The organism is Methylosinus sp. is20ea, assembly GCF_059718135.1.
Genome location: NZ_AP046088.1, coordinates 2709281 through 2731488 on the forward strand (window position 1 = coordinate 2709281; position 22208 = coordinate 2731488).

Below are 22208 nucleotides of genomic sequence, written 5' to 3' on the forward strand. Positions count from 1 at the left end.
GAGAGATGAAGGCCCGAGAGATGAAGCCCCGAGCCTTGCCAAAGATCGGCCCGTAACGCAATCTCGCCACCCCGGCCGGACCATTCGAGCGCCATGACTTATCTCCTCACGCATTTTTGGGCCTGGGGCGTCTCGGCCTTCGCGGTCGGGCTCGCGACGGCGCTCTCCGTCGCGAGACGGTCCGAGCGCGGGCCGGTCGCCGGCTGGCTGGTCTGGTTCGCTCTCGCTTTCGCCGCAGGTCTGCCGGTCGCCATGCTCGGGCTCTTGCCGGGGCGCTCCGGCTTCTGGCTAGAGACGGGGCTGCTGCTGTTTCCGGCCTTTCTCCTCGGCGCGGCGCTCGGCGCGCTGCTCGGCCGGCATTCGCTGCGCGACAATGAGGGCTGGGCGATCGGCCTGCTGCCGCTGGCGCTGATCTGGCTCGGCGCCGATGTGCTGGCCACCCGCTCGGTGGAGCAGGATTTGAAGCGCAAAGCCGCCAGCGCGATCGAGAAGGTCGGCGGCGATCCCGCCTATCTCGACGTCGCCGGGCGTGACATCCGGCTGCCGCGCGACGCCGCCAATCGCGCCGCGGCGGAAGCGGAGATCGCGCAAATTCCCGGCGTCCGGCGCATTGCGGAGGTGGACGGGCTCGCGGGGTCAGCCGCCAAAAATTACGAGAACGCCGTGACCGCCCGCCGGGCCGCGCGCGAAGGCGAGGCGTCGCCGCCGCCCGCATCCGGCCTCGCGCCCAATGGCGCCGAGGCTCCGCAGAACGGCCAGCCGCCGAGCGCCGCCCCGGCGCCGAACGGGGCGCCGGGCGCGGCCGCGCCCGCGCCGCTTTCGGGAGCGGCCGCCAACTCCTCGGGACTGGCCCCCAATTCCTCGGGACTGGCCCCCAAGTCCAAGGACCAGTCGCGCAATGGCGCGAAGCCGGCGCCGACCACTCCGACGACGATCGCGCCGGAGCTCGCACGGCCCGCCGCGCCGAGCTCGGCCGCCGCGCCCTCCGAGCCGGCCCGCCCCGCCACATCGGCCGGCGCGCCGGAGCAGAGCGCGGCGGCGGGAGCCGTTCCGGCGAGCGGCGAGCTCGACGTTCCGACCTGCCAGAAGGCTCTGACCGCCGCTCTCGCCCGCGAGCCCGTTCAATTCAGCCGCCACGGCGCCGGGGTGAGGCGCGCCTCGACCGGGGCGCTGGACAAGGCGATCGGCCTGCTCCAGCGCTGCCCGCAGACGGAGGTCGATGTGCGCGTTCGCTCCGAGGGCGGCGATCGCCCCGCGCGGACGCTGGCGCGCGATCGCGCCGCTCGAATCGTCGATTATCTCGGCCGCATGGGCGTCGAGCGCAGCCGTCTCTCCGTCGCTGGCGAGAGCGGGCGGCCCGTCTCCAAGGACGCGCCGGAGGCCGAGAGCGGGAGCGGCGTCGATTTCTTGCTGTCGCCGCGGCGCTAGAGCGTTTCCAGCCGAAGTGGACACCGGTTCGGCGTTGGAAACGCGTCAAAACAAAAGCCTAACGTCCTTCCATGTTTCAATGAAACACGGAAGGACGTTAGAGCGTTTGCAGCCGAAGTCGACGCCTCCGCCGTATTGTGGACGTTATTGAATAGCCAAACTGCCGCGATCGAGATTCGCCCGTCGGCATCCGGCGGGCGCAAAGAGTCGTGAGCGGAATCGACGCCGCTTCGCAGGCGAAGGGCGAGCGGCGAAACGATGGGACTGGGAGCGGAGCGGTTGGAGTTCGGCGAGGGGAGCGGCGCGGCTGCGGCCAACCGCCACACCCCGGCCGTCGATTTTTTGCCCTCACTCGAATTCTTGCCCTCACTCGAGTTCTTGCCCTCACTCGAATTCTTGCCGACCGTCGGTTTCGTCTGTCTCGCGCTGGCGGCGACCGCCGATCCGGCGCGCGCGGAGAGTCTGCGCGGCGCGATTTCGTCGATGACGCTCAAGCCGACGCCGATCGTCGAGACGCTGACCAGCGTCGAGGACCATCCCGAAATCACCGGAAAACGCTCGGAGCTGCGCAGCCTCGAGGACACGATGAACGTCTCGGCCGAGAGCCGCCGCAAGATCGAGACGGAGATCGAGACGCTGCGCGCCGACCGCGCGAAATTCAATGCCGCGCTCGTCGACGCCGTGCAGCGCGTCGGCGTGCTGGAGAAACGTTCGGAGGAGGTCGGCGCCAGGCTCGACGCCTCGGTGCAGAGCGAGCAGGCGCTGGTCAAATCGCTCGCCGGCCGCCGCGCGCTGATCGGCGAGGTCCTGCTGGTGCTTCAGCGCATGGGGCGCAAGCCGCCGCCGGCGCTGCTGGCCAAGCCCGAGGATATTCTGGAGAGCATTCGCGCCGCCATGCTGCTCGGCTCCGTGCTGCCGCAGATGCGCGCCGAGGTCGAGACGCTGAAATCCGATCTCTCCGAGCTCGTCGCGCTGCGCGGGCGCATAGAGGCGGAGCGGACCAGCCTTTTGGCCGAGCTCGAGCATTTGAAGGAGGAGCGCGTCCGTCTCGCCGCGCTCGTCGAGATGCGGCAGAAGGCGCTGATGCTGGCCCAGAGCGCGCTGGACTTCGAGGCGGAGCGGGCGCGTTCGCTCGCGGCCAAGACGACGAGCCTGAAAGATCTGATCGCCCGCATGGAGGGCGAGATCGATTCGGCGCGGCGCGCGGCGGAGGCGGCGCGCCGGGCCGACGCCGAGCGCGCGGCGGCGGACGCCGCAATGTCGCAGGAGAGCCGCGTCAAGGCGCTGGCGGCCCCGTTCAAGGACCCCGCCCGTCTCGCTCCAGCCGTCGCCTTCGCCGATCTGAAAGGTCGGTTGACGCCGCCTGCGACGGGGGCGATCGTGAAGCGTTTCGGCGCCCCGGACGGCGCGGGCGCGGCCGAGAAGGGCGTGTCGATCGCGGCGCGGGAAAACGCGATCGTGGCCGCGCCGAGCGACGGATGGGTCGTATTTGCCGGGCGTTATCGGTCCTATGGACAACTCTTGATCATCAACGCCGGCGGCGGCTATTATGTCACCTTGGCTGGAATGGACCAGATCTCCGTCGCCGTCGGACAATTCGTCCTCGCCGGCGAGCCGGTGGCGAACATGGGCGGCGGCGCCGTCAGGACTGCGGCGGCCATTGCTATCGGCGCGAAACAGCCCATTCTCTATGTAGAGTTTCGCAAGGACGGAACGTCCATCGATCCGGGCCCATGGTGGGCGAAGCCGGAACTTCAGAAGGTTGGCGGATGATGCGCAAGGCCTCATTGATCATAACGGGAATCGTCATCGGGGCGGGATGCGCCACGCTCGGACAGAATGCGCGCCTATTGATCGGCTCCCCGGCCTTCGCCGCCGCCGCCGACACCTATAAGAATTTGAGCCTCTTCGGCGACGTCTTCGACAAGGTGCGCGCCGATTATGTCGAGCGGCCGGACGAGCAGAAGCTCGTCGAATCGGCGATCAATGGCATGCTGACCTCGCTCGATCCGCATTCGAGCTACCTCGACGCCAAGGGCTTCAAGGACATGCGGACGCAGACCGAGGGCAAGTTCGGCGGCCTCGGCATAGAGGTCACGCAGGAAGACGGCCTCGTGAAGGTGGTGACGCCGATCGACGACACGCCCGCCTCGCGCGCCGGCGTGATGTCCGGCGACCTGATCTTCGCCATAGACGACGACAATGTGCAGGGCCTCACGCTCAATCAGGCCGTCGACAAGATGCGCGGCGCGATCAACACCTCGGTGAAGCTCACCCTTCTGCGCGGCAAGGACCGGGAGAAGATCGAGGTCAAGCTCACGCGCGCCGAGATCCACATCAAATCGGTGCGCTCGCATAAGGAAGAGGACGATATCGGCTATATCCGCATCTCCCAGTTCAACGAGGAGACGTCGGACGGCCTGCGCACCGCGATCCAGAAGTTCCAGCAGGAGATGCCGGGCGACAAGCTCAAGGGCTATATCGTCGATCTGCGCAATAATCCCGGCGGCCTGCTCGACCAGTCGATCCAGGTGGTCAACAGCTTCATCGACCATGGCGAGATCGTCTCGACGCGCGGCCGCACGGCCGACGAGACGCAGCGTTACAATGCGCGGGCGGCGGGCGATATCTCGCGCGGCAAGCCGGTGGTGGTGCTGATCAATGGCGGCTCGGCCTCGGCCTCGGAGATCGTCGCCGGCGCGCTGCAGGACCATAAGCGCGCGACCATCCTCGGCACGCGCTCCTTCGGCAAGGGCTCGGTGCAGACGATCATTCCGCTCGGCGGCAATAGTGGCGCGCTGCGCCTGACCACGGCGCGCTACTACACGCCGTCCGGCCGCTCGATCCAGGCCAAGGGCATCGATCCGGACATCAATCTGCTGCAGGATGTGCCGGACGAGCTGAAGGGCAAGGACGACACCAAGGGCGAAGCCTCGCTGAAGGGCCATCTCAAGAATGGCGAGGACGAGAAGAGCGGCTCGCAGGCCTATGTGCCGCCGGATGCTAAGAAGGACAAGCAGCTGATCGCGGCGGTCGAGATTCTGCACGGCAAGTTCAAGCCGCAGAGCACGGCCGAGCAGTCGAAGCCTGCGGAACCGTCGAAGTCCAAGGTCTCCAATTGATCGCGACGCGGGCGGGGAGGGCGTGAGCCCTCCGCCGCTCGCGCCGTCTCGTTCCGCGGGCCGTCATGATCGCGTTTTCGTCCTTAGCCAATCCCGCCGTGTTCCTGCGGTTGACGCGGCGCGTCCTGCCCTGGCTGGGCGGCGCGAGCGCGCTGCTCATCGGCCTCGGCCTCTATCTCGTCTTCTTCGTCTCGCCGGCCGATTATCAGCAGGGCGAGACGGTGAAGATCATGTATATCCACGTCCCCGCGGCGTGGCTCGCCATGTTCGCCTATGTGACGATGACCTCCGCCTCGCTCGGCGTGCTGGTGTGGCGGCATCCGCTGGCCGACGCCGCGCAGAAGACCGCCGCGCCGCTGGGCGCCGCCTTCACCTTCATCTGCCTCGTCACCGGCTCGCTCTGGGGCAAGCCCATGTGGGGGACCTTCTGGGTGTGGGACGCGCGTCTCACCTCCATGCTGATCCTGTTCCTGCTTTATTTGGGGCTCATCGCGCTGCGGCAGACGATGGAGGACAGCCCGCGCGGCGCGCGCATAGCGGCGATCATGACGCTGGTCGGCTTCGTCGATATTCCGATCATCAAATATTCCGTCGACTGGTGGAACACGCTGCATCAGCCGGCGTCTGTGTTCCGCGCCGGCGGTCCGACGATCGCGCCTTCCATGCTGTGGCCGCTGCTGATCATGGCGCTGGGCGCGACGGCGCTGTTCCTGGCGCTGCATCTGATGGCGATCCGCAATGAGATTTTGCGCCGCCGCGTCGCGCGGCTGACGCTGCAGGCCGTCGCCGCCGGCGAAGAGGGCGGCGCCTCGGGACAATTGCTGGAGCCGGCGCAGTGACCGACGAGCATTGGGGCTATATCGTGCTGGCCTATGGCGTGACGGCCGCGACCATTCTCATCCTGCTCATTCGCATTGTGCTGGAGCAGCGACGCCTCGGCCGCGAGCTCGCGCGCCTCGAGAAGAACGGCGCAGGCGATCGTGGGGAGACGCTATGAGCTCGGAAGAAGCCGCGCCACGCGGCCGGCTGGCGCTGTTTCTGCCGCTCGCCATATTCGTGGCGCTCGCTTTTCTGTTCTTCGCGCGTCTCTATGCGGGCGACGCCTCGCGGCTGCCCTCCGCGCTCATCGGCAAGCAGTCGCCGGCCTTCGCGCTTCCCGCCCTGCCGGGGTTCGCCGGCGTCGGCGGGCTCGCCGGCGACGATTTGCGCAAGGGTCATGTGAGCGTGGTGAATGTCTTCGCCTCCTGGTGCGCGCCCTGCCGCGCCGAACATGCGCAATTGCTGGCGCTCGCCAAAGACCCTGCGCTCGCGAGCAAGGGCGTCACGCTCGCCGGCCTCGCCTATAAGGACGAGCCGGCCAATGCGCGGCGCTTTCTCGAAGAGGTCGGCAATCCCTATGCGGCGATCGGCGTCGATCTCGCCGGGCGCGTGGCGATCGACTTCGGCGTCTATGGCGTACCGGAGACTTTCGTCATTCGTGGCGACGGCGCCATCGCCTATAAATTCGTCGGGCCTCTGACCCGGCAGGCTCTGGAAGAGACGCTTCTTCCCGAGATCGAGAAGGCGCTCGCGCAGACGCGCGCCGCCGCGCTCGCCGGCGCGCCGAAGTAGGCATCTATTAACCTTAACTTAACGTCGCCTCTGCCATTAGTGGCTGGCGGCGGTTCAGGATTCCGGTCGACCCGGTTTGTTCCACGGGCGGCGCCGGTCTGTCGCGTCTGCGATCCGGCGCGGCTCCGATGCGTCGCGGTCGACCATGTTGCGGGTGGGCGCAGGACAGAGGGTGAATAGCTTGCGCGAGACTATTCCGACGGGATTGCGAATAAGGTCGGCGACATTGCTGTCCGCCATCGCGGTGATCGCATTCGCGCAGGCCGCCGCGAGCTGGCGCCTCTTCGCCGCCGCGAGCGGCTGGGAGGCGGCGCAGGATCCGCGGCTGGCGACGCTCTTCATCGGCCCCGTGCTCATCGCGCTTCTCTGCATTCTCGGCGGCGTCGCCATGCGCACGCGGGTCGTCGGACCGCTCGCCGCCGTCACCGAGGCGATCCGCCGGCTCGCCGACGGCGACACCTCCTATCGGCTCGAGATCGATAAATGCACCGAGAGCGTGCGGCGCCTCGCCGACGCTTTCGTCGAACTTCGGCAGGTCATTCTCGAGCATCGCGCCGACGAGAGCCTGATCGCGGAGGCCAACGCCACGCAGGCGCGCATCGTCCAGCTGGTCGGCGACGGGCTGGCCAAGATCGCCGAGAAAGATCTGACCTATCGGCTGAGCGACGAGGTTCCCGGCTCCTATCGGCGGCTGCAGATCGACTTCAACACGGCGGTCGGCCAATTGTCCGAGGCGATCGGCGAAATGGCCGAGAGCACAAAGCTCTTGGGCGCCGGCATGCAGGAAACCGTCGCCGCGGCCGATGATCTGTCGCGGCGCACCGAGAGCCAGGCCTCCAATCTCGAGGAGACCGCCGCCGCGCTCGCCCAGATCACCGAGACCGTCACGCAGACGGCGGAAGACGCCGGGAATGCGCGGCAGATCGTCTCGGACATGAGCACCGAGGCGGAAGCCAGCGGCGGCATCGTGCGGCAGGCGATCGGCGCCATGGGCGATATAGAGCAATCGTCGAAGAAGATTTCGCAGATCATCGGCGTTATCGACTCGATCGCGACGCAGACCAATCTGCTGGCGCTGAATGCGGGCGTGGAAGCGGCGCGCGCCGGCGATGCGGGGCGCGGCTTCGCCGTGGTGGCGGCCGAGATCCGCGATCTCGCGCGCCGCAGCGCCAAGGCCGCCAAGGAGATCGACATATTGATCTCGGTCTCCAACGCGCAGATCGTCCGCGGCGTCTCGCTCGTCGGCGGCACGGGCGAAGCGCTTTCGCATATCGTCGAGGAGATCGGGCGCGTCAATGGCGTGGTGGCGGAGATCGCCGATCGCGCGCGCCAGCAGGCCGCGGCGCTGAACGAGGTGAACGGCACCGTCCGCCAGATGGATATGATCACGCAGCAGAACGCCGCCATGGCGGAGCAGACCACCGCCGTGAGCCATGGCCTCAGCGAGAAGACGCGGCGGCTGATCGAGCTGATCTCGCGTTTCCGCATCGCCCGCGGCGACCTCGACGCCGCGGCCGCGCGTGCGGCCGGACCGCGCCTCGTCGCCTCCGGCGGCGACGTCTACGAGCCGCGGCGCGTCGGCGCGCCCGACCGGCGTCTCGGCGCGAGCGATCGCCGCAGCAGAGCCTGGACGGATTTTTGAACGCGCATGACACGGATTTTTGAACGCGCATGACAATGAGAGCGAAGCAATTCACCTGGTTCGTTCCGCGCCGCGCGGCCTTGGCGCTGGCGGCTGCGCTCGGCCTCTCGGCCTGCGCCAAGACCACATTGGACATAGAGCCGGCTCCGGTCGATCCGGCGCTGTTCGCCGGCGCCGATTGCGCACAGCTCGTGGCGCGGCGCGCCCGCATCGCGCAGGCGCTGATCTTCGCCGGCTCGGCGCAGGACCAGCTCGCCGCGGACGACCGCATGCGCACGCTCGGCGTCCCGACGCCGATGGGCACGCCGTTCGACGACGATCGCGAGCCGCAGATCGCGCGGCTCAAAGGCGAGCTGCACGCCGTCAATGCGCAGATGGACGCGCAGCGCTGCGGGCCGGACTTCCGGTGACGCTCCGGGCGAGGCGGTCGCGCCGCTGCAACGAAGGGTTGTCCGTCAGATTGATTCCAGCCGGGCCTTACTGTAGGGCTCGAAACGAGCGGCTGTCGCCGATCAGCGATTGGAGGTCGCCGTGACACAGGTCGATCGACCCTCTTCACCGGGCAGTGACGGAGAAACCGGCTCGCCCGCCGGGCTCGGGCCTTTTTCCATCGCCGATTGCCGCGACCTGGAGCCGCTGCTGCGTCGTGAATTGGAGACGCTCGATTACGAGCTGCGCGGCGTCGTCAACCGCGTGCTGGCCGAGGTGGAGGACGCCCAAGGCGACGCCGCCACATTTCTGCGCGCGGCGGCGACCGTGCTTCTCTCTGTCGCCGCCGGCTCTATGGAGACGGCCGCGGAGCGCGCGCGCGAGGCCGCCGATGTCGGCGCGTTCAAGGATGTCGCCGAGGATGTCGCCCAATGGGCGAAAAGCCGCAAGCTACGCGAGTTGCTGGCCGACGAGGAGTGAGCGCGCGCGTTCTCGGGGCGTGAGAGCTCTATGCTTTTGTCTCGACGCGTTTCCAACGCCGAGGCGGGGCCGCTTCGGCGGGAAACGCTCTTTGCGCGCTCAGAAGAATTCGAGCTCGCCGGCCGGATGATCGGTTCGCCCGTCGTCGTCGTGATCGCCGAGGCGCGCTGCGAGCTCGGCGAGCTTGACGCTGCGCGACGCCGTTCCGCCGGAGATTTTCCAATCGGGCCGCGTGAGTTCCGCCAGCGCGCAGACGAAATCCGAGAGGCCCGAGAGCGTCTGCTCGATCGCGTCGATCGCCTGCGCCGAGTGGATGAGCTCGTGCTTTTCCTTCACATTGCTCCATTCGACGCCGTCGACGAGACAATGGAGACGATCCGTCTCCTTGGCCGCATTGCGCAGCTCCACGGCCAGCCGCGAGAGGACCTCGGCCAGCGGCTCGGGTCGCTCATTCGCGCCGCAGGGCGAGGTCGTCTTCGGCTCCGTCATCAGAACAGCTCCAGTGAACCGGCCGCCGGCAGTTTCGGCATGACGATCGGCGGCGGCGCGGCGAGCGGCGTCGGGCCGGAGAGAAGGCTCTGCCGCGCGCGTCCGGACACGGGCTCATATTCGACGCGCCGACCGCGGTCGCCGCCCAGATGCTCGGCGACGAGGCGGATGCCTTCGTTTTTCAGGAAGCGCTTCGCGAATTCGGCGTTTCTCGCGCCAATGTCGGACAGGCCTTCCATCATGCGCGCGCCGCCGAACAGCTTCCCTTCGAGATGATCGCGCCGCGCGCCTTTCTTCAGCAGGCCGTTGACGAGCAGCTCCATGAGATGCACGCCATAGCGTTCGGCCTCTCCGTCGCGCGACGAGGTGAAATCGCCGGGCAGCAGAAAATGATTCATTCCTCCGACGCCGGCGCCGGCGTCTCTGAGGCAGGCGGCGACGCATGATCCGAGAACCGTCGCGAGGACGGTGTCGGGATCGTCGACCACCCGATATTCACCCTGGATGATGTGGATTCGTTTCATGCCTGCGTTCATTTGCGTCACGCGAGTTTGCCGATGATCGCTTCGAGAGCTTTTTTCAGGGCCGGAACGGTGAAGGGCTTGGTGAGGAAGTTGTTGACGCCGAGCTTCACCGCATTCTCGAGCAGCGTCTTGTCGGCGCGTCCCGTGAGCATGATGAACGGCACTTTCTTCGTCGGACTGTAATTGCGGATCGCCTTCAGAAGGCCGAGCCCGTCGAGCTTGGGCATGTTGAAGTCGGAAATGACGAGATGCGCGGGAGTGGCCATCATGAATTGCAGAGCCTGCTCGCCGTCGCCGGCGAAAAAGATGTTGCGCACGCCGAGCTCCTCGAGACCGTCGCGAATGAGCATCCGGCTCGTGCTCGTGTCATCCACGATCAAGACTCTCAATTGGGCGGTGATGGACATGGATTCCCCCGTACTGTTACTGGTTCGTCGAAGTGAGGATGTGAGCGGCGATCCGTTGCAGCGTGAGCTGCTTGCCGACGCCGCCGATCTCGAAGGCCGCCTTCGGCATGCCGTAGACCAGCGAGCTCGCCTCGTCCTGGCCGATCGTCTCCGCGCCGATCTTGCGCATCGCGAGCAGCCCTTGGGCGCCGTCGCGGCCCATGCCGGTGAGGATCACGCCGAGCGCGTTGCAACCCGCGCTCTGCGCGACCGAGTTGAACAGAACGTCCACCGAGGGACGATGACCGTTCACCGCTTCCGCATTGGTGAGGCGGCAACGATAGCCGCCGACATGCTTCACCACCTCGAGATGGGAGGCGCCGCCGGGCGCGAGATAGACGTGGCCGGGCAGGATCTGCGCGCCGTCCGCCGCTTCGGCGACATGCGGCTTGCACATGCGATCGAGCCGCGCGGCGAAGCTCGCCGTGAACACCGGCGGCATATGCTGCGTCACGATTGTCGGCGGACAATTTTCCGGGAACTGCGACAAGATGGTGAGCAGCGCTTCGACTCCGCCGGTCGACGAGCCGATCGCGACCAGGCGTCCATCCGGCGAATAGCGCGAGGCCGCAGCCTGCGGATCGCGCCGCAGCGCGGCGGCGGGCTCGACGCGATACGGCTCGTGACGTCCGATGGGCGAGGCCGCGATCGCTTTGATCTTGGCCGGCAGCCCGTCGAAAGAGCGCGGGTCCTTGGACGAAGGCTTGGCGACGCAGTCGAAGGCGCCGATCTCGAGCGCCTTGATCGTCGTCGACGCGCCGCGCTCGGTCATGGTCGAAACCATGATCACACGCGTCGGACGCAGACGCATGATCTTCTCGAGGAATTCGAGACCGTTCATATTCGGCATCTCGACGTCCAGCGTCACCACATCCGGATCGAGCGTCTTGATGGCATGCCTCGCCTCGAGCGGGTCGGCGGCCTCGCCCACGACGGAGATGGCGGGGTCCCGACAGAGCGTCGCTGCGATGAGTCCTCGCATGGTGGCGGAATCGTCGACGATCAGCACACGAACAGACATCTTACGAATTTCCTCTGGATCGGAGACGATAGGTGGTGACGCCGTCATATTCCAAAGCGGATGTGGCCGCGCCGGACACGCGTTCGGAATGGCCGATGTAGAGACGTCCGTCCGGATTGAAGAGCGGAACGAAGCGGCTCCAGATGTTTTCTTGCGTCTTCTCTTCGAAATAGATCACGACGTTTCGACAGAAGATGGCGTCGAAGCGGCCGGTCATCGGCCAATGGCCGATGAGATTGAGCTCGCGGAAGGAGACGAGCGAAGCGAGCTCCTCCGTCACGCCCCATTCGTCGCGTCCGCCGCCGAGCGGCGTGAACCAGCGGCTGCGCAGCTGCGACGGCACAGCCTCTATGACATCGCGGCCATAGACGCCATTGGCGCCGGCGGCGACCATGTTGGGATCGATGTCGGTGGCCAGAACCTTGACGTCGAGCTCCGCCGCCTCCGGTATGACGGAGAGGATCGACATGGCGATCGAATAGGGCTCCTGTCCATTGGAGCAGGCGGCCGACCAGATGCGCAGGCGCGCGCCCTTGCGCACAGCGGCTGCGCGCTTGGCGAGGACATTCTCCTCGAGATGCTTGAAGTGATGCGGCTCCCGGAAGAAGCGTGTGACATTGGTGGTGAGCGCCGCCATCATCTTCTGGCGCTCGTCGAGTCCATCTTCGCTGACGACCAGCGCGCAATAGTCACGAAAATTCTCGAGCCCCAGGCTGCGCAGCCGCTTGGCCAGGCGCGAATAGACGAGCGTGGCCTTGGAGTCCGGCAGATAGATGCCGGCGTCCTCGTGCAGGATCGAGGCGATCCGCTTGAAATCATCCTGCGTCAGCAGGAATTCTCCAGGGACGAGCGGAGCCGTGGCGACGTGACGGTTTTTCATGCGGCTGCTTGCAGTTCTGTTCGTCTTTGCGCCCCTCGCGAGGCAGGGCTCGAAATCGGCGCCGATGCGGTCTATTCGGCCGCCGCAGGCATTTCGGCGACGATCATGTCGGCGCGCGGTCGCGCGACGATCGCATCGACGTCGAGGATCAGTGCGACGCGGCCGTCGCCGAGGATCGTCGCCGCTGCAATGCCATGCACATGGCCGTAATTGGTCTCGAGGCTCTTGATGACGACCTGACGCTGGCCCTGGATCGCATCGACGAGCAGCGCGCATTTCGCGCCGCTCTCCGATTCGACGAGCAGCGCGACCTGGGAGGTGGCCTCGATCGGCTCGTCGCGATACAGCAGCACGGCGCCGACATCGATCAGCGGCGTGAAGGTGTTGCGCGTGGCGATGACGCGCGCGCCGCTGCCGAGCTCGTGCACGCTCTCCTTCTTGGGTTGCAGCGTCTCGATGATCGCGGTCAGCGGAACGACCAGAGTCTGGCCGCCGACGGTGACGACCATTCCGTCGAGGACGGCCAAAGTCAGCGGCAGGCTCATCGAGAAGGTGGAGCCGCGGCCCGGAACGGAAGAGATGGAGATGCGGCCGCCGAGCGCTTGAATCGCGCGCTTGACCACATCCATGCCGACGCCGCGGCCGGAGATGTTGGAGACCGAGGAGGCGGTCGAGAAGCCGGGGAGAAAGATGAGATTGTCGATCTCGTCATCGGTGAGATTGGCTTCCGCCGGAATGAGGCCCCTGGAGACCGCGATCTGACGCACGCGCGCGCGATTGATGCCGGCGCCGTCGTCCGCGACCTCGATGACGATGCGGCCGGAGCGATGCGTCGCCGAGAGACGCAGCGAGCCTTCCTCCGGCTTGCCAGCCGCGATCCGGTCTTCCGCGTTCTCGATGCCGTGATCGACGGCGTTGCGGATCATATGGGTCAGCGGATCGGTCAGGCGCTCGATGACGGTCTTGTCGACCTCGGTCGCTTCGCCGTCCATGACGAGGCGAACGGCTTTGCCGGTCATCGACGCGACCTCGCGCACCGTGCGCGACATGCGCTGGAACACTGGCTTCACCGGTTGCGCGCGAATCGCCATCACGCTGTCCTGAATGTCGCGCGTCAGCTGCTCGAGCTCGTCGAGGCCGATCACGACAGAGGAGGCGCGCGAGAGGCCGGCCTCCGAAACACGCTGCGACAGCATCGCCTGATTGATGACCAGCTCGCCGACGAGATTGATGAGGCGATCGACGCGGTCGAGATCGACGCGAATCGTCGCCTGCACGGAGCCGGAGCCTTCGTTTTTGGCCGCTTCCGCCTTGGCGGCGGCGGGATGATCGTCGCTCGGCGCGGCGAAGGAGACCGGCGGCGGATCGGCGGAAACGCTCGTCTCCTTCGGCGGCGCGAGCACGGTCGGCGCGGCGGGCGCCTCATGCGGCTCGAGCGACTCCTGCAAGGCTTCGAGCAGCTTTCCGACATCGGCCGTCTCGACGGACAGCTCGCAGTCCCATTCGACGAATTCGAAGATCTCGCGCACCTGCTGCTCGGAGACGCCGGTCGTCAGATGAATCGTCCAGCACAGATAGGCGCCTTCCGGATCGAGCTCGGTCAGCTGCGGAATCTCGCCGATGTCGCATTCGACGGTCATCTCGCCGAGGCGGCCGAGCTCGCGCAGCAGGCGCAACGTCTCATTGGCCTTGGCGTAGAGCCCGGCGCCGGGCTTGAACCGCAAGATGAAGTCCTGCGTCGCGGGAGCCTCCGGCTCGCCTATGTCGAAGATCGAATCGAGCGAGATGCAGACAGGCACGAAATCGAGAGATTCGACGCTGATCTTGTCATCCTCAGTGGCGCTCCGCGGCGCGCTGCCGAGCAGAGCATTGAGCTCGTCGGCGATGAATTTCACCGCGCCCGCGTCGGCGCTGCCGTCTTCGCGCGCGGCGCGAACGAGATCGGCGAGCACGTCGGAGGCGCGCAGCAGCGTCTTGGTCACCGCCGGGGTCGCGGCGAGCTTGGCCGATCTTATGAGATCGAGCGTCGTCTCGAAGACATGGACGAATTCGACGAGCTCGTCGAAGCCGAATGCGCCGGCTCCTCCTTTGATCGAATGGACCGCGCGAAAGACGGCGTTGACGGTCTCGAGATCGTCATCGCCATCCTCCATTCTGAGCAGCCCACTCTCCAGCTCGACGAGCTGTTCCTCACATTCTTGAAAGAATGTCTGCTTGATGGCGGCCATCGGGTCCACGGGCGATCTCCCTTACAACGCTACGCTTTACACGGCCACGCGGCGAATTGCGTCCACGAGCTTCACGGGATTGAACGGCTTGACGATCCAGCCCGTCGCCCCGGCGCGGCGCGCGCGATCTTTTTTCTCGCCGTCGCTCTCGGTCGTCAGCACGAGAATCGGCACGCCGCGATGCTTCTCGTGCCGGCGCACGCCTTCGATGAATCCGAAGCCATCCATGCGCGGCATGTTGATGTCGGTGACGATCACATCGGGCGTCGCCTTCTCGAGCACTTCGAGACCATGCATCCCGTCTTCGGCCTGCACGACGCTGAAGCCGGCTTCCGAGAGCGCGAGCATCAGCATCTCGCGCATGGTTCGGGAATCGTCGACGGTCAAAATAGTCTTGCTCATTTCGCGCTTTCCTGTTCGGAAATTTCGGTGAAGGGAATGCCGAGCGTCTCCAGGGCCTCGAGGAGCGTGTCGGTCGGATGGACGACGTTCAGGGACATTCCGTCGGCCGCCCAGGTCGCATGCGCGGACAACAGCACCTGAATGCATTGCGTGCCGACCCTGGCGACATCGGAGGCGTCGATCGTCAACGGATTGCCGCGCGCATGCAGAAGCTCCGTGGCGAGCGGAGACGCCGCGCGAATGTCGAGGATCTCGGGTAGACGGACAGTGACCATCGGCTCATCTCATTCTCGTTGCGGCAGGGGCGGCCTCGTTGCGGAAGGGGCGGCGTCATGTTCAAGCCGCGTCGAGAACCGGCTCCGGCAGCAGATTCTGGATGGTCAGCACGCTGATCATCTCGTCTCCCGCGGCGACGACGCCCTTGACGAATGTCCGCGCGATCTCGGAGGCGACCTCCGGCGTCGGCTGGATCGCGTCCGGCGTCAGCGTCAAAATATTCGAGACGGCGTCGACGAGAAGGCCGACGACCTGACCGGCCGATTGCACGACGATGACCGCGTGGCGAGCCGTGGGCTCGCTCTGCATCAGGCCGAGACGCGTGGCGAGATCGATGACCGGCAGCACGGCGCCGCGAAGATTGATGACGCCGCGAACGAAGCTCGGCGAATGCGGCAGCGGCGTCGCGGGCGTCCAGCCGCGGATCTCGCGCACCGCCATTATGTCGATGCAGAATGTCTGCGCGCCGATATGAAAGGCGATGAACTCCTTCGCCTCGTTGGTCGCCACGCGGGAAATCGTCTCGGCCATGATCAGAACTCCTCCCAGCCCTCTTCGATCTGCGCGACCTGCTCCTTGGGAAGCGCTCCGCCGCGAGTCGTGACGCGCCGCGGCTGCGGCGACGTCTTGGTCATCGATAGCGGCTTCGGCCGCTTGGCGGCTGAAGCCCCGACATCCGGCCGTTCGCCGAGATCGAAGGCGTCGACGGAGATCGAGAGCCGCTCTATATCGTTCTTCAGGCCATGGCTCGCCGCTGTCGTCTCTTCGACCATTGCGGCGTTCTGCTGCGTGAACTGATCCATTTGCGCGACCGCCGTATTGACCTCGGCGAGGCCTGTCGCCTGCTCGCGCGCGCCATTGGCGATCTCGACGACGACCTTGTTCGCCTCCACCACCTGAACGACGATGCGATCGAGCGACTTGCCGGTCTGCGCGACCAGCGCGACGCCGTCCTCGACTTGCGACGAGGAGGTCGAGATCAGGCTCTTGATCTCGCGTGCGGCTTCTGCTGAGCGCTGCGCGAGCGCGCGCACTTCCGAGGCGACGACGGCGAAGCCGCGGCCCGCTTCGCCCGCGCGCGCCGCCTCGACGCCGGCGTTCAAGGCGAGAAGATTGGTCTGGAACGCGATCTCGTCGATCACGCCGATGATCTGGCCGATCTGGCGAGACGAGGTCTCGATCCGTCCCATGGCGCCGATCGCATTGCGCACGATCTCGCTGCTGCGCGTGGCGTCGGCTTGCGCCTCGGATACGACGCCGGCGGCGCGCTGCGCTCCGTCCGACGTCTTGTGAACCGTCGAGGTGATCTGCTCGAGCGCCGCGGAGGTCTGCTCGAGGCTCGCCGCCTGCTGCTCGGTGCGCTGCGCGAGCGCGTCGGCGGCGCCGGCGATCTCCCGCGTCCTCGAGGTCAGTCCGTCGATATGGCCGAGAATGTCCGCGAAGGCGCCGCGCAGCTTGTCGAGCGCCATATTATAGCAATGCCGGATCTTCTCGTAATCCGGCGAGAAAGGATCGTTCAACCGATGCTTGAGATTGCCGGCCGCGAGGCGCTCCAGCCCTTCGGTGAAGGATTTCATGAAGAATTCATGCGCCTCGACATAGCCGCGAGACTCGGCGTCATGCGCGGCGCGGCGTTCGGCGGCCGCGCGTTGCTCGGCGTTCTCCGCCTCGATGCGGCGCCGCGCCTCACTCTGCAAAGCGACGCGAAGATTTTCCAGCGCGACGAAGGCCGCGTCGAGCTCGCCGATCTTGCCGCAGCTCGCGACCGGCGTCTCGATATCGCCGCCGCGAATGCGCTCCAGCGTCGAGGCGAGCGTCGCGGCAGGATGGGAGATGCGGCGCGCGATGGCGCGATAAGCGGCGACGGCTCCCAGAAGGGTGATGCTCGCGCCAGCGGCTCCCCAGACGGGATCGAAGCCGGCGCCGCCCTGCAGCACGCGTGGTCCGAGCAGAATGAGAGGTCCGATCGCGATCCCGATGACGGGCGGAAGAAGTGTCGCGTAAAATTTCACCGCGCTGCCCTCGCTGCTGACGTAAAAACGACCGCGCTCCGCCGCAGGGGAAGGCTTACGATCGCTCAGACAGGCGAAAAGGACGAGAGGTCTCGTCGCGCTCACGCGGGCTCTTCGCAAAGAGCGGCGTCACGCTGGTTCGACTGACGGTGAGGAAGGAGGCGCCCCGACGGGGACATACCGGATCGCCGGCATATCGAGGCAGCTTCATGCTTTTGACCGACGTTGTGCGGTCAACCCGATATGCTTTCAGCGTAGCGGTGGGCGGTTAAATCTTCATTAGCGGGGCATAGGGCGCCCGCCGCAGGCGGACGCCATGATTCGAGACTTCGGACACGCCGCTGCGCCGAAAAATCGGCGCTTCGCTTCGCCGACCGTGTCAGGCGACCCGATGCGCAGGAATATACGGAGTGACGCGCGGCGAGGGGCTCGGAATGTCGTTCTTGTGGCGGTTGTCGAGCGCGGCCACGGTGGGCTTATGGAGGGGGCCGTCGTTCTGCGCGGGAGCGTTGGAGCTGTCATAGATGCTCGAAAGCTCGCCGATGAAACGCTCCATGGCTTTCAACGCCTGATACTCGGGTATCTGAGTGAGCTGTTCGATCATCTGCTCGCGGAGCTGCTTCAATTCATTGATCGGATGCATATGGAGGTCTCCCAGGAACGGCGGGTCGTTAATAAATTAGTAAGCAAATCTGGTGCGAGCCTTGCGTCCTCTCCTCCCTACTCATTGAACCGCATAGTACGGGCCGCTCATTCGCAGGACCAATTTTTCATTGTGCGGCCAGCGGCCTCTCATTCGGCAGCCAGCGTCGACGCCGTTCTGCCATATGACATTGGCGGCGAGCAGAGCCCCCTGTTGATCATCATAGAGAAGGATCGACCGCGGGAGCGGCACCCGCTGCGCGAGGCGCAGCCTGATGCCCCCTTGCGTGCGGTTCTTGTACAAGAATTCCGTCAGGAAGCGCTCGCCGCCATCGAGAATCTTGCCGGACTGCAGATGTACCGGCCGCCTTGCCTCTCGTCGACGTTCGACGAAGGACGCCGACGGCTCGACGACGACCGAATAGGTGACGACACCCTCGCGCGGCAGCATGCGTGACGCCACCGAGCGCATCCAGGCGCCTGCGCCTATGTCTCGCGCTTTCGTTCCATGAAGCAGCGGCTTGATCGCATCTCGTCTCGTCAACTCGAACGCCCCTCTATCGACAGCTCGCGCCGAACGATCTCGAAAAGGCGAACATCGCGTCGGCGGTCGAAAGATATGAGAGCGAGATTATTTCAAGGTTAACCGTTTTCATCGCAATCTCCATTCGCGCGCAGCCGACAGCCTCACGCAAGCTTTGAGACTTCTAATCCCGACGTCTCACGGATATGAAGGAAAGACAGATGACGGCGAGCGCGCTTTTCAACACGTCGGTTATGGGCATGTCGGCGCAGACCACGGCGCTCAGTGCGGTCGCGGAAAACATCTCGAACTCGAACACGGTCGGCTATAAAGAAGCGACCACGCAGTTCCAGACCATGTTGACGAGCTTCCAGGGCGGCAATGACGCCGATGGCGGCGTCGCTGCGAGCAATGTCGTCGAGGTCACCAAGTCCGGCTCCACGCTCAGCACGACATCGGCGACCGACCTCGCCATTCAGGGCGGCGGCTTTTTCGTCGTCAGCGATTCGACCGGCAACACCTATCTGACGCGGGCGGGTTCCTTCCTTCCCGATTCGCAAGGCCGACTCGTCAACACGGCCGGCTATTATCTCATGGGCTACAGCTCGTCGGCCGCATCAGCGCCGACCGATCCGGCGGGTCTCCAGGCGATCACCATTCCTTATGGAAAAGAAATCGGCACGGCTTCGACCAAAGGTTCGCTGACCGCCAATCTTCCCTCCACAGACGCCACGATCGCCGCTGCGGATCTTCCCTCGGCAAATGCGTCGAGCTCGACCTACTCTCAGAAGACATCCGTCACAGCCTATGACAATCTCGGCAATCCGGTGACGCTCGACGTCTACTTCTCCAAGACGTCGTCCAACAGCTGGGAAATGTCGGTGTTCGACGCATCGACCGCGACGAATGGCGGCTTCCCCTATTCGTCCGGCGCGATCACGACGCAGTCCCTCACATTCTCGGCGACCGACGGAAGCATCACCGGCGGCTCCAGCGCTTCGATCGCCGTCCCCAACGGCTCCACGCTCTCGCTCGATCTCTCCGGATTGACGCAGCTCGGCTCCTCCTTCTCGGTCTCCAATCCGACGATCAACGGCAACGCCGCTTCGCAGGTCAGCAGCGTCAGCATCGCGAAGGACGGCACGCTCAGCTATGTGCTCGGCAATGGCAAGAGCGTTTCGGCCTATAAGATTCCGCTCGGCACAGTCGCGAGCCCGACCAATCTGCAAGCGCTCTCGGGCAATACATTCGCCGTCACCAAAGAATCCGGCGCGGCCTATCTCGGCGACGCGAATTCCGAAAGCATGGGCGCCATCGCCTCCGATCAGCTCGAGGGATCGACAGTCGATCTCGCGACTCAATTGTCCAACATGATTGTTGCGCAACGCTCCTTCACCGCGAACAGTCAGGTCTTCCAGGTCGCGTCGGAAGTGATGCAAGTGCTGAACAATCTGAAGTAAGCGAATCAATGATAGGCGGTCGCCATGTCACTCACTAATGCCGGGGCGATCGCCAACCAGTCGCTCGGAGCGATCGCCGCTCAAATAAATGTCGTATCGCGCAACATAGCCGGAGTGAACGTCTCCGGCTATGCGACCAAGACGGCCCTGGTCTCGACGACCATTAATGGCGGAACGCAGATCGACGGCGTGGCGCGCGCCACCAATGCCGCGCTCTTCCAGAACTCCCTTCAGGCTTCCGCGACGCAAGCCGCGGCGGCGGCGCTGTCGTCTGGATTCGACCAGATCGATCAGGCTCTCGGACTCTCGTCCGGGACTGCGACCGACACTTCCACCAATCGCTCGCCCGCCGCGCTGCTCTCGGCGCTCGCGAGCGCGCTGCAGAGCTATAGCGCCTCTCCCTCGGATACGACCGTCGCGCAGACCGTTCTTTCGAGCGCCAAGGCGGTGGCGCAGGCGCTCAACACCGCTTCCACGACCGTGCAGCAACTGCGCGCGCAAGCCGATGGCGAGATCGCCTCTTCTGTCGCCAATATCAATTCGATCCTGTCGCAATTCCAGCAGGTGAACTCGGAGATCGTCGCGGGCGCGCAGACCGGACGCGACGTGACCTCCGCTCTCGATCAACGTGACGCTCTGCTCAAATCGCTTTCTTCGGAAATCGGCGTCACCACGGTCACGCGGGCCAATAACGACATGGTGATCTACGCCGATGGCGGCGCCACTCTGTTCGAGACGTCGCCACGCTCTGTCACATTCCAGGCGAGCGGCTCTTATACGGCGTCGACCACCGGAAACGCGGTCTATGTGGATGGCGTGCCAGTGACCGGCGCTTCCGCCTCCATGGCGATCCAATCGGGAAAATTGCAGGGTCTCACTCAGCTGCGCGACGTGATCGCTCCCCAATATCAAAATCAGCTGGACGAGACCGCGCGTGGGCTGATCGCCGCTTTCGCCGAAACCGATCAGTCGGGACTGGGCGGCTCGGCGCCGGGATTGTTCACCTACTCTGGCGCGACATCCGTTCCGGGCGCGACCGTCGTTCCCGGACTCGCTGGCGACATCATCGTCAATCCGAATGCGGATCCGAGCCAGGGCGGCAACCTCGATCGGTTGCGCGACGGCGGCATTTCCGACCCGAGCAATTCCGCCTATATCTACAACACGACCGGAGCGGCAGGCTTCACGGATCGCATAAATCAGCTCGTCGCGTCTTTCTCGACGTCGCAGAGCTTCGATCCTTCCGCCGGCCTCGGCTCCAGCCTCTCTCTGATGGACTATGCGACGTCGTCACTCGGCTGGTTCGAGGCTCAGCGTCAGCAGGCCACGGAAGCCGAATCCTATCAGTCGACGCTGCTGTCCCAGACCACCGACGCGCTCTCCAATGCGACCGGAGTCAATCTCGACGAGCAGATGTCGAAAATGCTCGACCTCGAAAACTCATACCAAGCTTCGGCGAAGCTCGTCTCGGCGATCGACGCTATGTATAAAGCGCTCTTCCAAGCGCTCTGACGGACGGACGGACAAATGGTCTCGATCACTTCGACCCAATCGCTCACCAATGCGCTGCGACGGTCTGTTCTCGACGTTCAGACGCAATTGTCGAAGGCGCAGTCCGAGGTGTCGACCGGGCGCATCGCCGATCTCGGTCTCGGCCTCGGCTCCGCGATTCAGCAGGACTATTCCTATGGCTTTCACGCCGATGATCTCGCAGCGCTCACCGCGAGCAACAATGTCGTCACGACACGCCTGAGCGCGACGGATACCGCGCTGAGCTCGCTCGCGAGCACAGCCCAGAATTTTCTCCAGACTTTGGTCAGCGCGCAATCGGGCGCCGGCAGTGATCCCGGCGCCATTCGCGGCTACGCCGAAACTGGGCTGAAATCGCTGATCTCCGCTTTGGACACCAGCGTCGATGGCGTCCACATCTTCGGCGGCGTGAACACGGGCGTCGCGCCACTCGCCGACTATTTCTCCACTCCTTCATCCACCGCCAAGCAGGCCGTCGATCAGGCGTTCTTCGGCGCCTTCGGAACGACGCAGGGAGGCGCCGGGGCGGCGGCCATCACCGATCAGCAGATGCAGACGTTCCTGTCCGGGTCATTTGCCGACCTTTTCTCGTCCTCGGGGTGGAGCAGCGACTGGTCGAGCGCCACCGATGAGACGGCGACGAACAGAATTTCTTTGTCGCAGACCTCCGAAACCTCTGTATCCGCCAATGAATCGGCGCTCCGAAAGCTCGCGCAGGCCTATACGATGGTCGCCGATCTGGGCGTCGATTCGCTGAGCGACCCCGCGTATCAACAGATTCTCAAGACTGCGTCGGCGACAATGTCTGATGCGATATCGGGGTTGACGACCCTGCGAGCGAAAGTCGGCGTGATGCAGAAGGGCGTTTCTGACGCGAATGATGCGCTTTCTGCGCAACGCGACATGATCACGACGCAGATCGGCTCTCTCGAAAACGTCGATCCTTTCGAGGCCTCGACGCGGCTGAACAATCTCACCACTCAGCTCGAGACCTCGTATACGCTGACCGGAAAGATTCAACAGCTGACGCTGTCGAAATATATCTGAGCGCACGAATGACTCG

The 22208-nt window shown here is 65.2% G+C and carries 24 protein-coding genes; 12 read left to right on the forward strand and 12 right to left on the reverse strand.

The window, feature by feature from the left end; genetic code table 11:
• Positions 1-93: 93 nt before the first annotated feature.
• The 9 genes from AC6IY7_RS12570 (at position 94) to AC6IY7_RS12610 (ending at position 8712) form a co-directional block, all read left to right on the forward strand.
• Positions 94-1428 carry an OmpA family protein gene (locus AC6IY7_RS12570; RefSeq protein WP_497779514.1) on the forward strand — a complete coding sequence of 445 codons (1335 nt, stop codon included), beginning with the start codon at positions 94-96 and terminating at the stop codon, positions 1426-1428.
• Between the two features lie 258 nt (positions 1429-1686).
• Complete coding sequence (locus AC6IY7_RS12575; RefSeq protein ID WP_497779516.1) at positions 1687-3201, forward strand: murein hydrolase activator EnvC family protein; 1515 nt, start codon at positions 1687-1689, stop codon at positions 3199-3201.
• Complete coding sequence (locus AC6IY7_RS12580) at positions 3198-4550, forward strand: S41 family peptidase (RefSeq protein ID WP_497779517.1); 1353 nt, start codon at positions 3198-3200, stop codon at positions 4548-4550. Before AC6IY7_RS12575 ends, AC6IY7_RS12580 begins: the two co-directional genes overlap by 4 nt.
• A gap of 65 nt (positions 4551-4615) precedes the next feature.
• Positions 4616-5389: a heme ABC transporter permease gene (locus AC6IY7_RS12585; protein ID WP_497779518.1), complete on the forward strand. Its 774-nt coding sequence runs from the start codon at positions 4616-4618 to the stop codon at positions 5387-5389.
• Positions 5386-5547, forward strand: coding sequence for a heme exporter protein CcmD (gene ccmD / locus AC6IY7_RS12590; protein WP_497779519.1), 162 nt, complete (start codon positions 5386-5388; stop codon positions 5545-5547). Before AC6IY7_RS12585 ends, ccmD begins: the two co-directional genes overlap by 4 nt.
• Positions 5544-6161, forward strand: coding sequence for a DsbE family thiol:disulfide interchange protein (locus AC6IY7_RS12595; RefSeq protein WP_497779520.1), 618 nt, complete (start codon positions 5544-5546; stop codon positions 6159-6161). Before ccmD ends, AC6IY7_RS12595 begins: the two co-directional genes overlap by 4 nt.
• A gap of 172 nt (positions 6162-6333) precedes the next feature.
• Entirely contained in the window at positions 6334-7803 is a 1470-nt protein-coding gene (locus AC6IY7_RS12600; protein WP_497779521.1) for a methyl-accepting chemotaxis protein, read from the forward strand.
• A 35-nt stretch (positions 7804-7838) separates the two neighbouring features.
• Positions 7839-8213: a hypothetical protein gene (locus AC6IY7_RS12605; RefSeq protein ID WP_497779523.1), complete on the forward strand. Its 375-nt coding sequence runs from the start codon at positions 7839-7841 to the stop codon at positions 8211-8213.
• Positions 8214-8334: 121 nt separating this feature from the next.
• Positions 8335-8712 (forward strand): hypothetical protein, encoded by a 378-nt coding sequence (locus tag AC6IY7_RS12610; protein WP_497779525.1) that lies wholly within the window; start codon positions 8335-8337, stop codon positions 8710-8712.
• Positions 8713-8811: 99 nt separating this feature from the next.
• Here AC6IY7_RS12610 and AC6IY7_RS12615 read toward each other — a convergent pair whose 3' ends face one another.
• The 12 genes from AC6IY7_RS12615 to AC6IY7_RS12670 form a co-directional block, all read right to left on the reverse strand.
• Positions 8812-9201 carry a DUF8776 family protein gene (locus AC6IY7_RS12615; RefSeq protein ID WP_497779526.1) on the reverse strand — a complete coding sequence of 130 codons (390 nt, stop codon included), beginning with the start codon at positions 9199-9201 and terminating at the stop codon, positions 8812-8814.
• Complete coding sequence (locus tag AC6IY7_RS12620; protein WP_497779527.1) at positions 9201-9737, reverse strand: chemotaxis protein CheD; 537 nt, start codon at positions 9735-9737, stop codon at positions 9201-9203. The genes AC6IY7_RS12615 and AC6IY7_RS12620 overlap by 1 nt, the downstream gene beginning before the upstream one ends.
• 5 nt (positions 9738-9742) lie before the next feature.
• Positions 9743-10132, reverse strand: coding sequence for a response regulator (locus AC6IY7_RS12625; protein WP_497779528.1), 390 nt, complete (start codon positions 10130-10132; stop codon positions 9743-9745).
• Positions 10133-10148: 16 nt separating this feature from the next.
• Positions 10149-11192 (reverse strand): protein-glutamate methylesterase/protein-glutamine glutaminase, encoded by a 1044-nt coding sequence (locus tag AC6IY7_RS12630; RefSeq protein WP_497779530.1) that lies wholly within the window; start codon positions 11190-11192, stop codon positions 10149-10151.
• Position 11193: 1 nt separating this feature from the next.
• On the reverse strand, positions 11194-12072 hold the full coding sequence (locus AC6IY7_RS12635) for a CheR family methyltransferase (protein ID WP_497779531.1): 879 nt from the start codon (positions 12070-12072) through the stop codon (positions 11194-11196).
• 71 nt (positions 12073-12143) lie between these two features.
• Entirely contained in the window at positions 12144-14300 is a 2157-nt protein-coding gene (locus AC6IY7_RS12640) for a chemotaxis protein CheA (protein WP_497782835.1), read from the reverse strand.
• Between the two features lie 36 nt (positions 14301-14336).
• A complete protein-coding gene (locus AC6IY7_RS12645; protein ID WP_497779533.1) occupies positions 14337-14702 on the reverse strand; it encodes a response regulator in 366 nt (121 codons plus the stop codon).
• Positions 14699-14977, reverse strand: coding sequence for an STAS domain-containing protein (locus AC6IY7_RS12650; protein ID WP_497779536.1), 279 nt, complete (start codon positions 14975-14977; stop codon positions 14699-14701). Before AC6IY7_RS12650 ends, AC6IY7_RS12645 begins: the two co-directional genes overlap by 4 nt.
• A 61-nt stretch (positions 14978-15038) precedes the next feature.
• Entirely contained in the window at positions 15039-15509 is a 471-nt protein-coding gene (locus AC6IY7_RS12655; RefSeq protein WP_497779538.1) for a chemotaxis protein CheW, read from the reverse strand.
• 2 nt (positions 15510-15511) lie between these two features.
• Positions 15512-16990: a methyl-accepting chemotaxis protein gene (locus tag AC6IY7_RS12660; protein ID WP_497779540.1), complete on the reverse strand. Its 1479-nt coding sequence runs from the start codon at positions 16988-16990 to the stop codon at positions 15512-15514.
• Between the two features lie 379 nt (positions 16991-17369).
• Positions 17370-17633 (reverse strand): hypothetical protein, encoded by a 264-nt coding sequence (locus AC6IY7_RS12665; RefSeq protein ID WP_497779542.1) that lies wholly within the window; start codon positions 17631-17633, stop codon positions 17370-17372.
• 81 nt (positions 17634-17714) lie between these two features.
• On the reverse strand, positions 17715-18083 hold the full coding sequence (locus tag AC6IY7_RS12670) for a hypothetical protein (protein WP_497779543.1): 369 nt from the start codon (positions 18081-18083) through the stop codon (positions 17715-17717).
• A 293-nt stretch (positions 18084-18376) separates the two neighbouring features.
• Between AC6IY7_RS12670 and AC6IY7_RS12675 the strand changes: the two genes are divergently transcribed.
• From AC6IY7_RS12675 to AC6IY7_RS12685, 3 genes are read left to right on the forward strand one after another with little or no spacing between them, the layout of a single operon-like run.
• Positions 18377-19615 (forward strand): flagellar hook protein FlgE, encoded by a 1239-nt coding sequence (locus AC6IY7_RS12675; RefSeq protein ID WP_497779544.1) that lies wholly within the window; start codon positions 18377-18379, stop codon positions 19613-19615.
• A 24-nt stretch (positions 19616-19639) separates the two neighbouring features.
• The gene (flgK, locus tag AC6IY7_RS12680) at positions 19640-21127 is read left to right on the forward strand and encodes a flagellar hook-associated protein FlgK (protein WP_497779545.1); all 1488 of its coding nucleotides are present in this window, start codon (positions 19640-19642) and stop codon (positions 21125-21127) included.
• A 15-nt stretch (positions 21128-21142) separates the two neighbouring features.
• Positions 21143-22192: a flagellar hook-associated family protein gene (locus AC6IY7_RS12685; RefSeq protein WP_497779547.1), complete on the forward strand. Its 1050-nt coding sequence runs from the start codon at positions 21143-21145 to the stop codon at positions 22190-22192.
• Positions 22193-22208 lie beyond the last annotated feature (16 nt).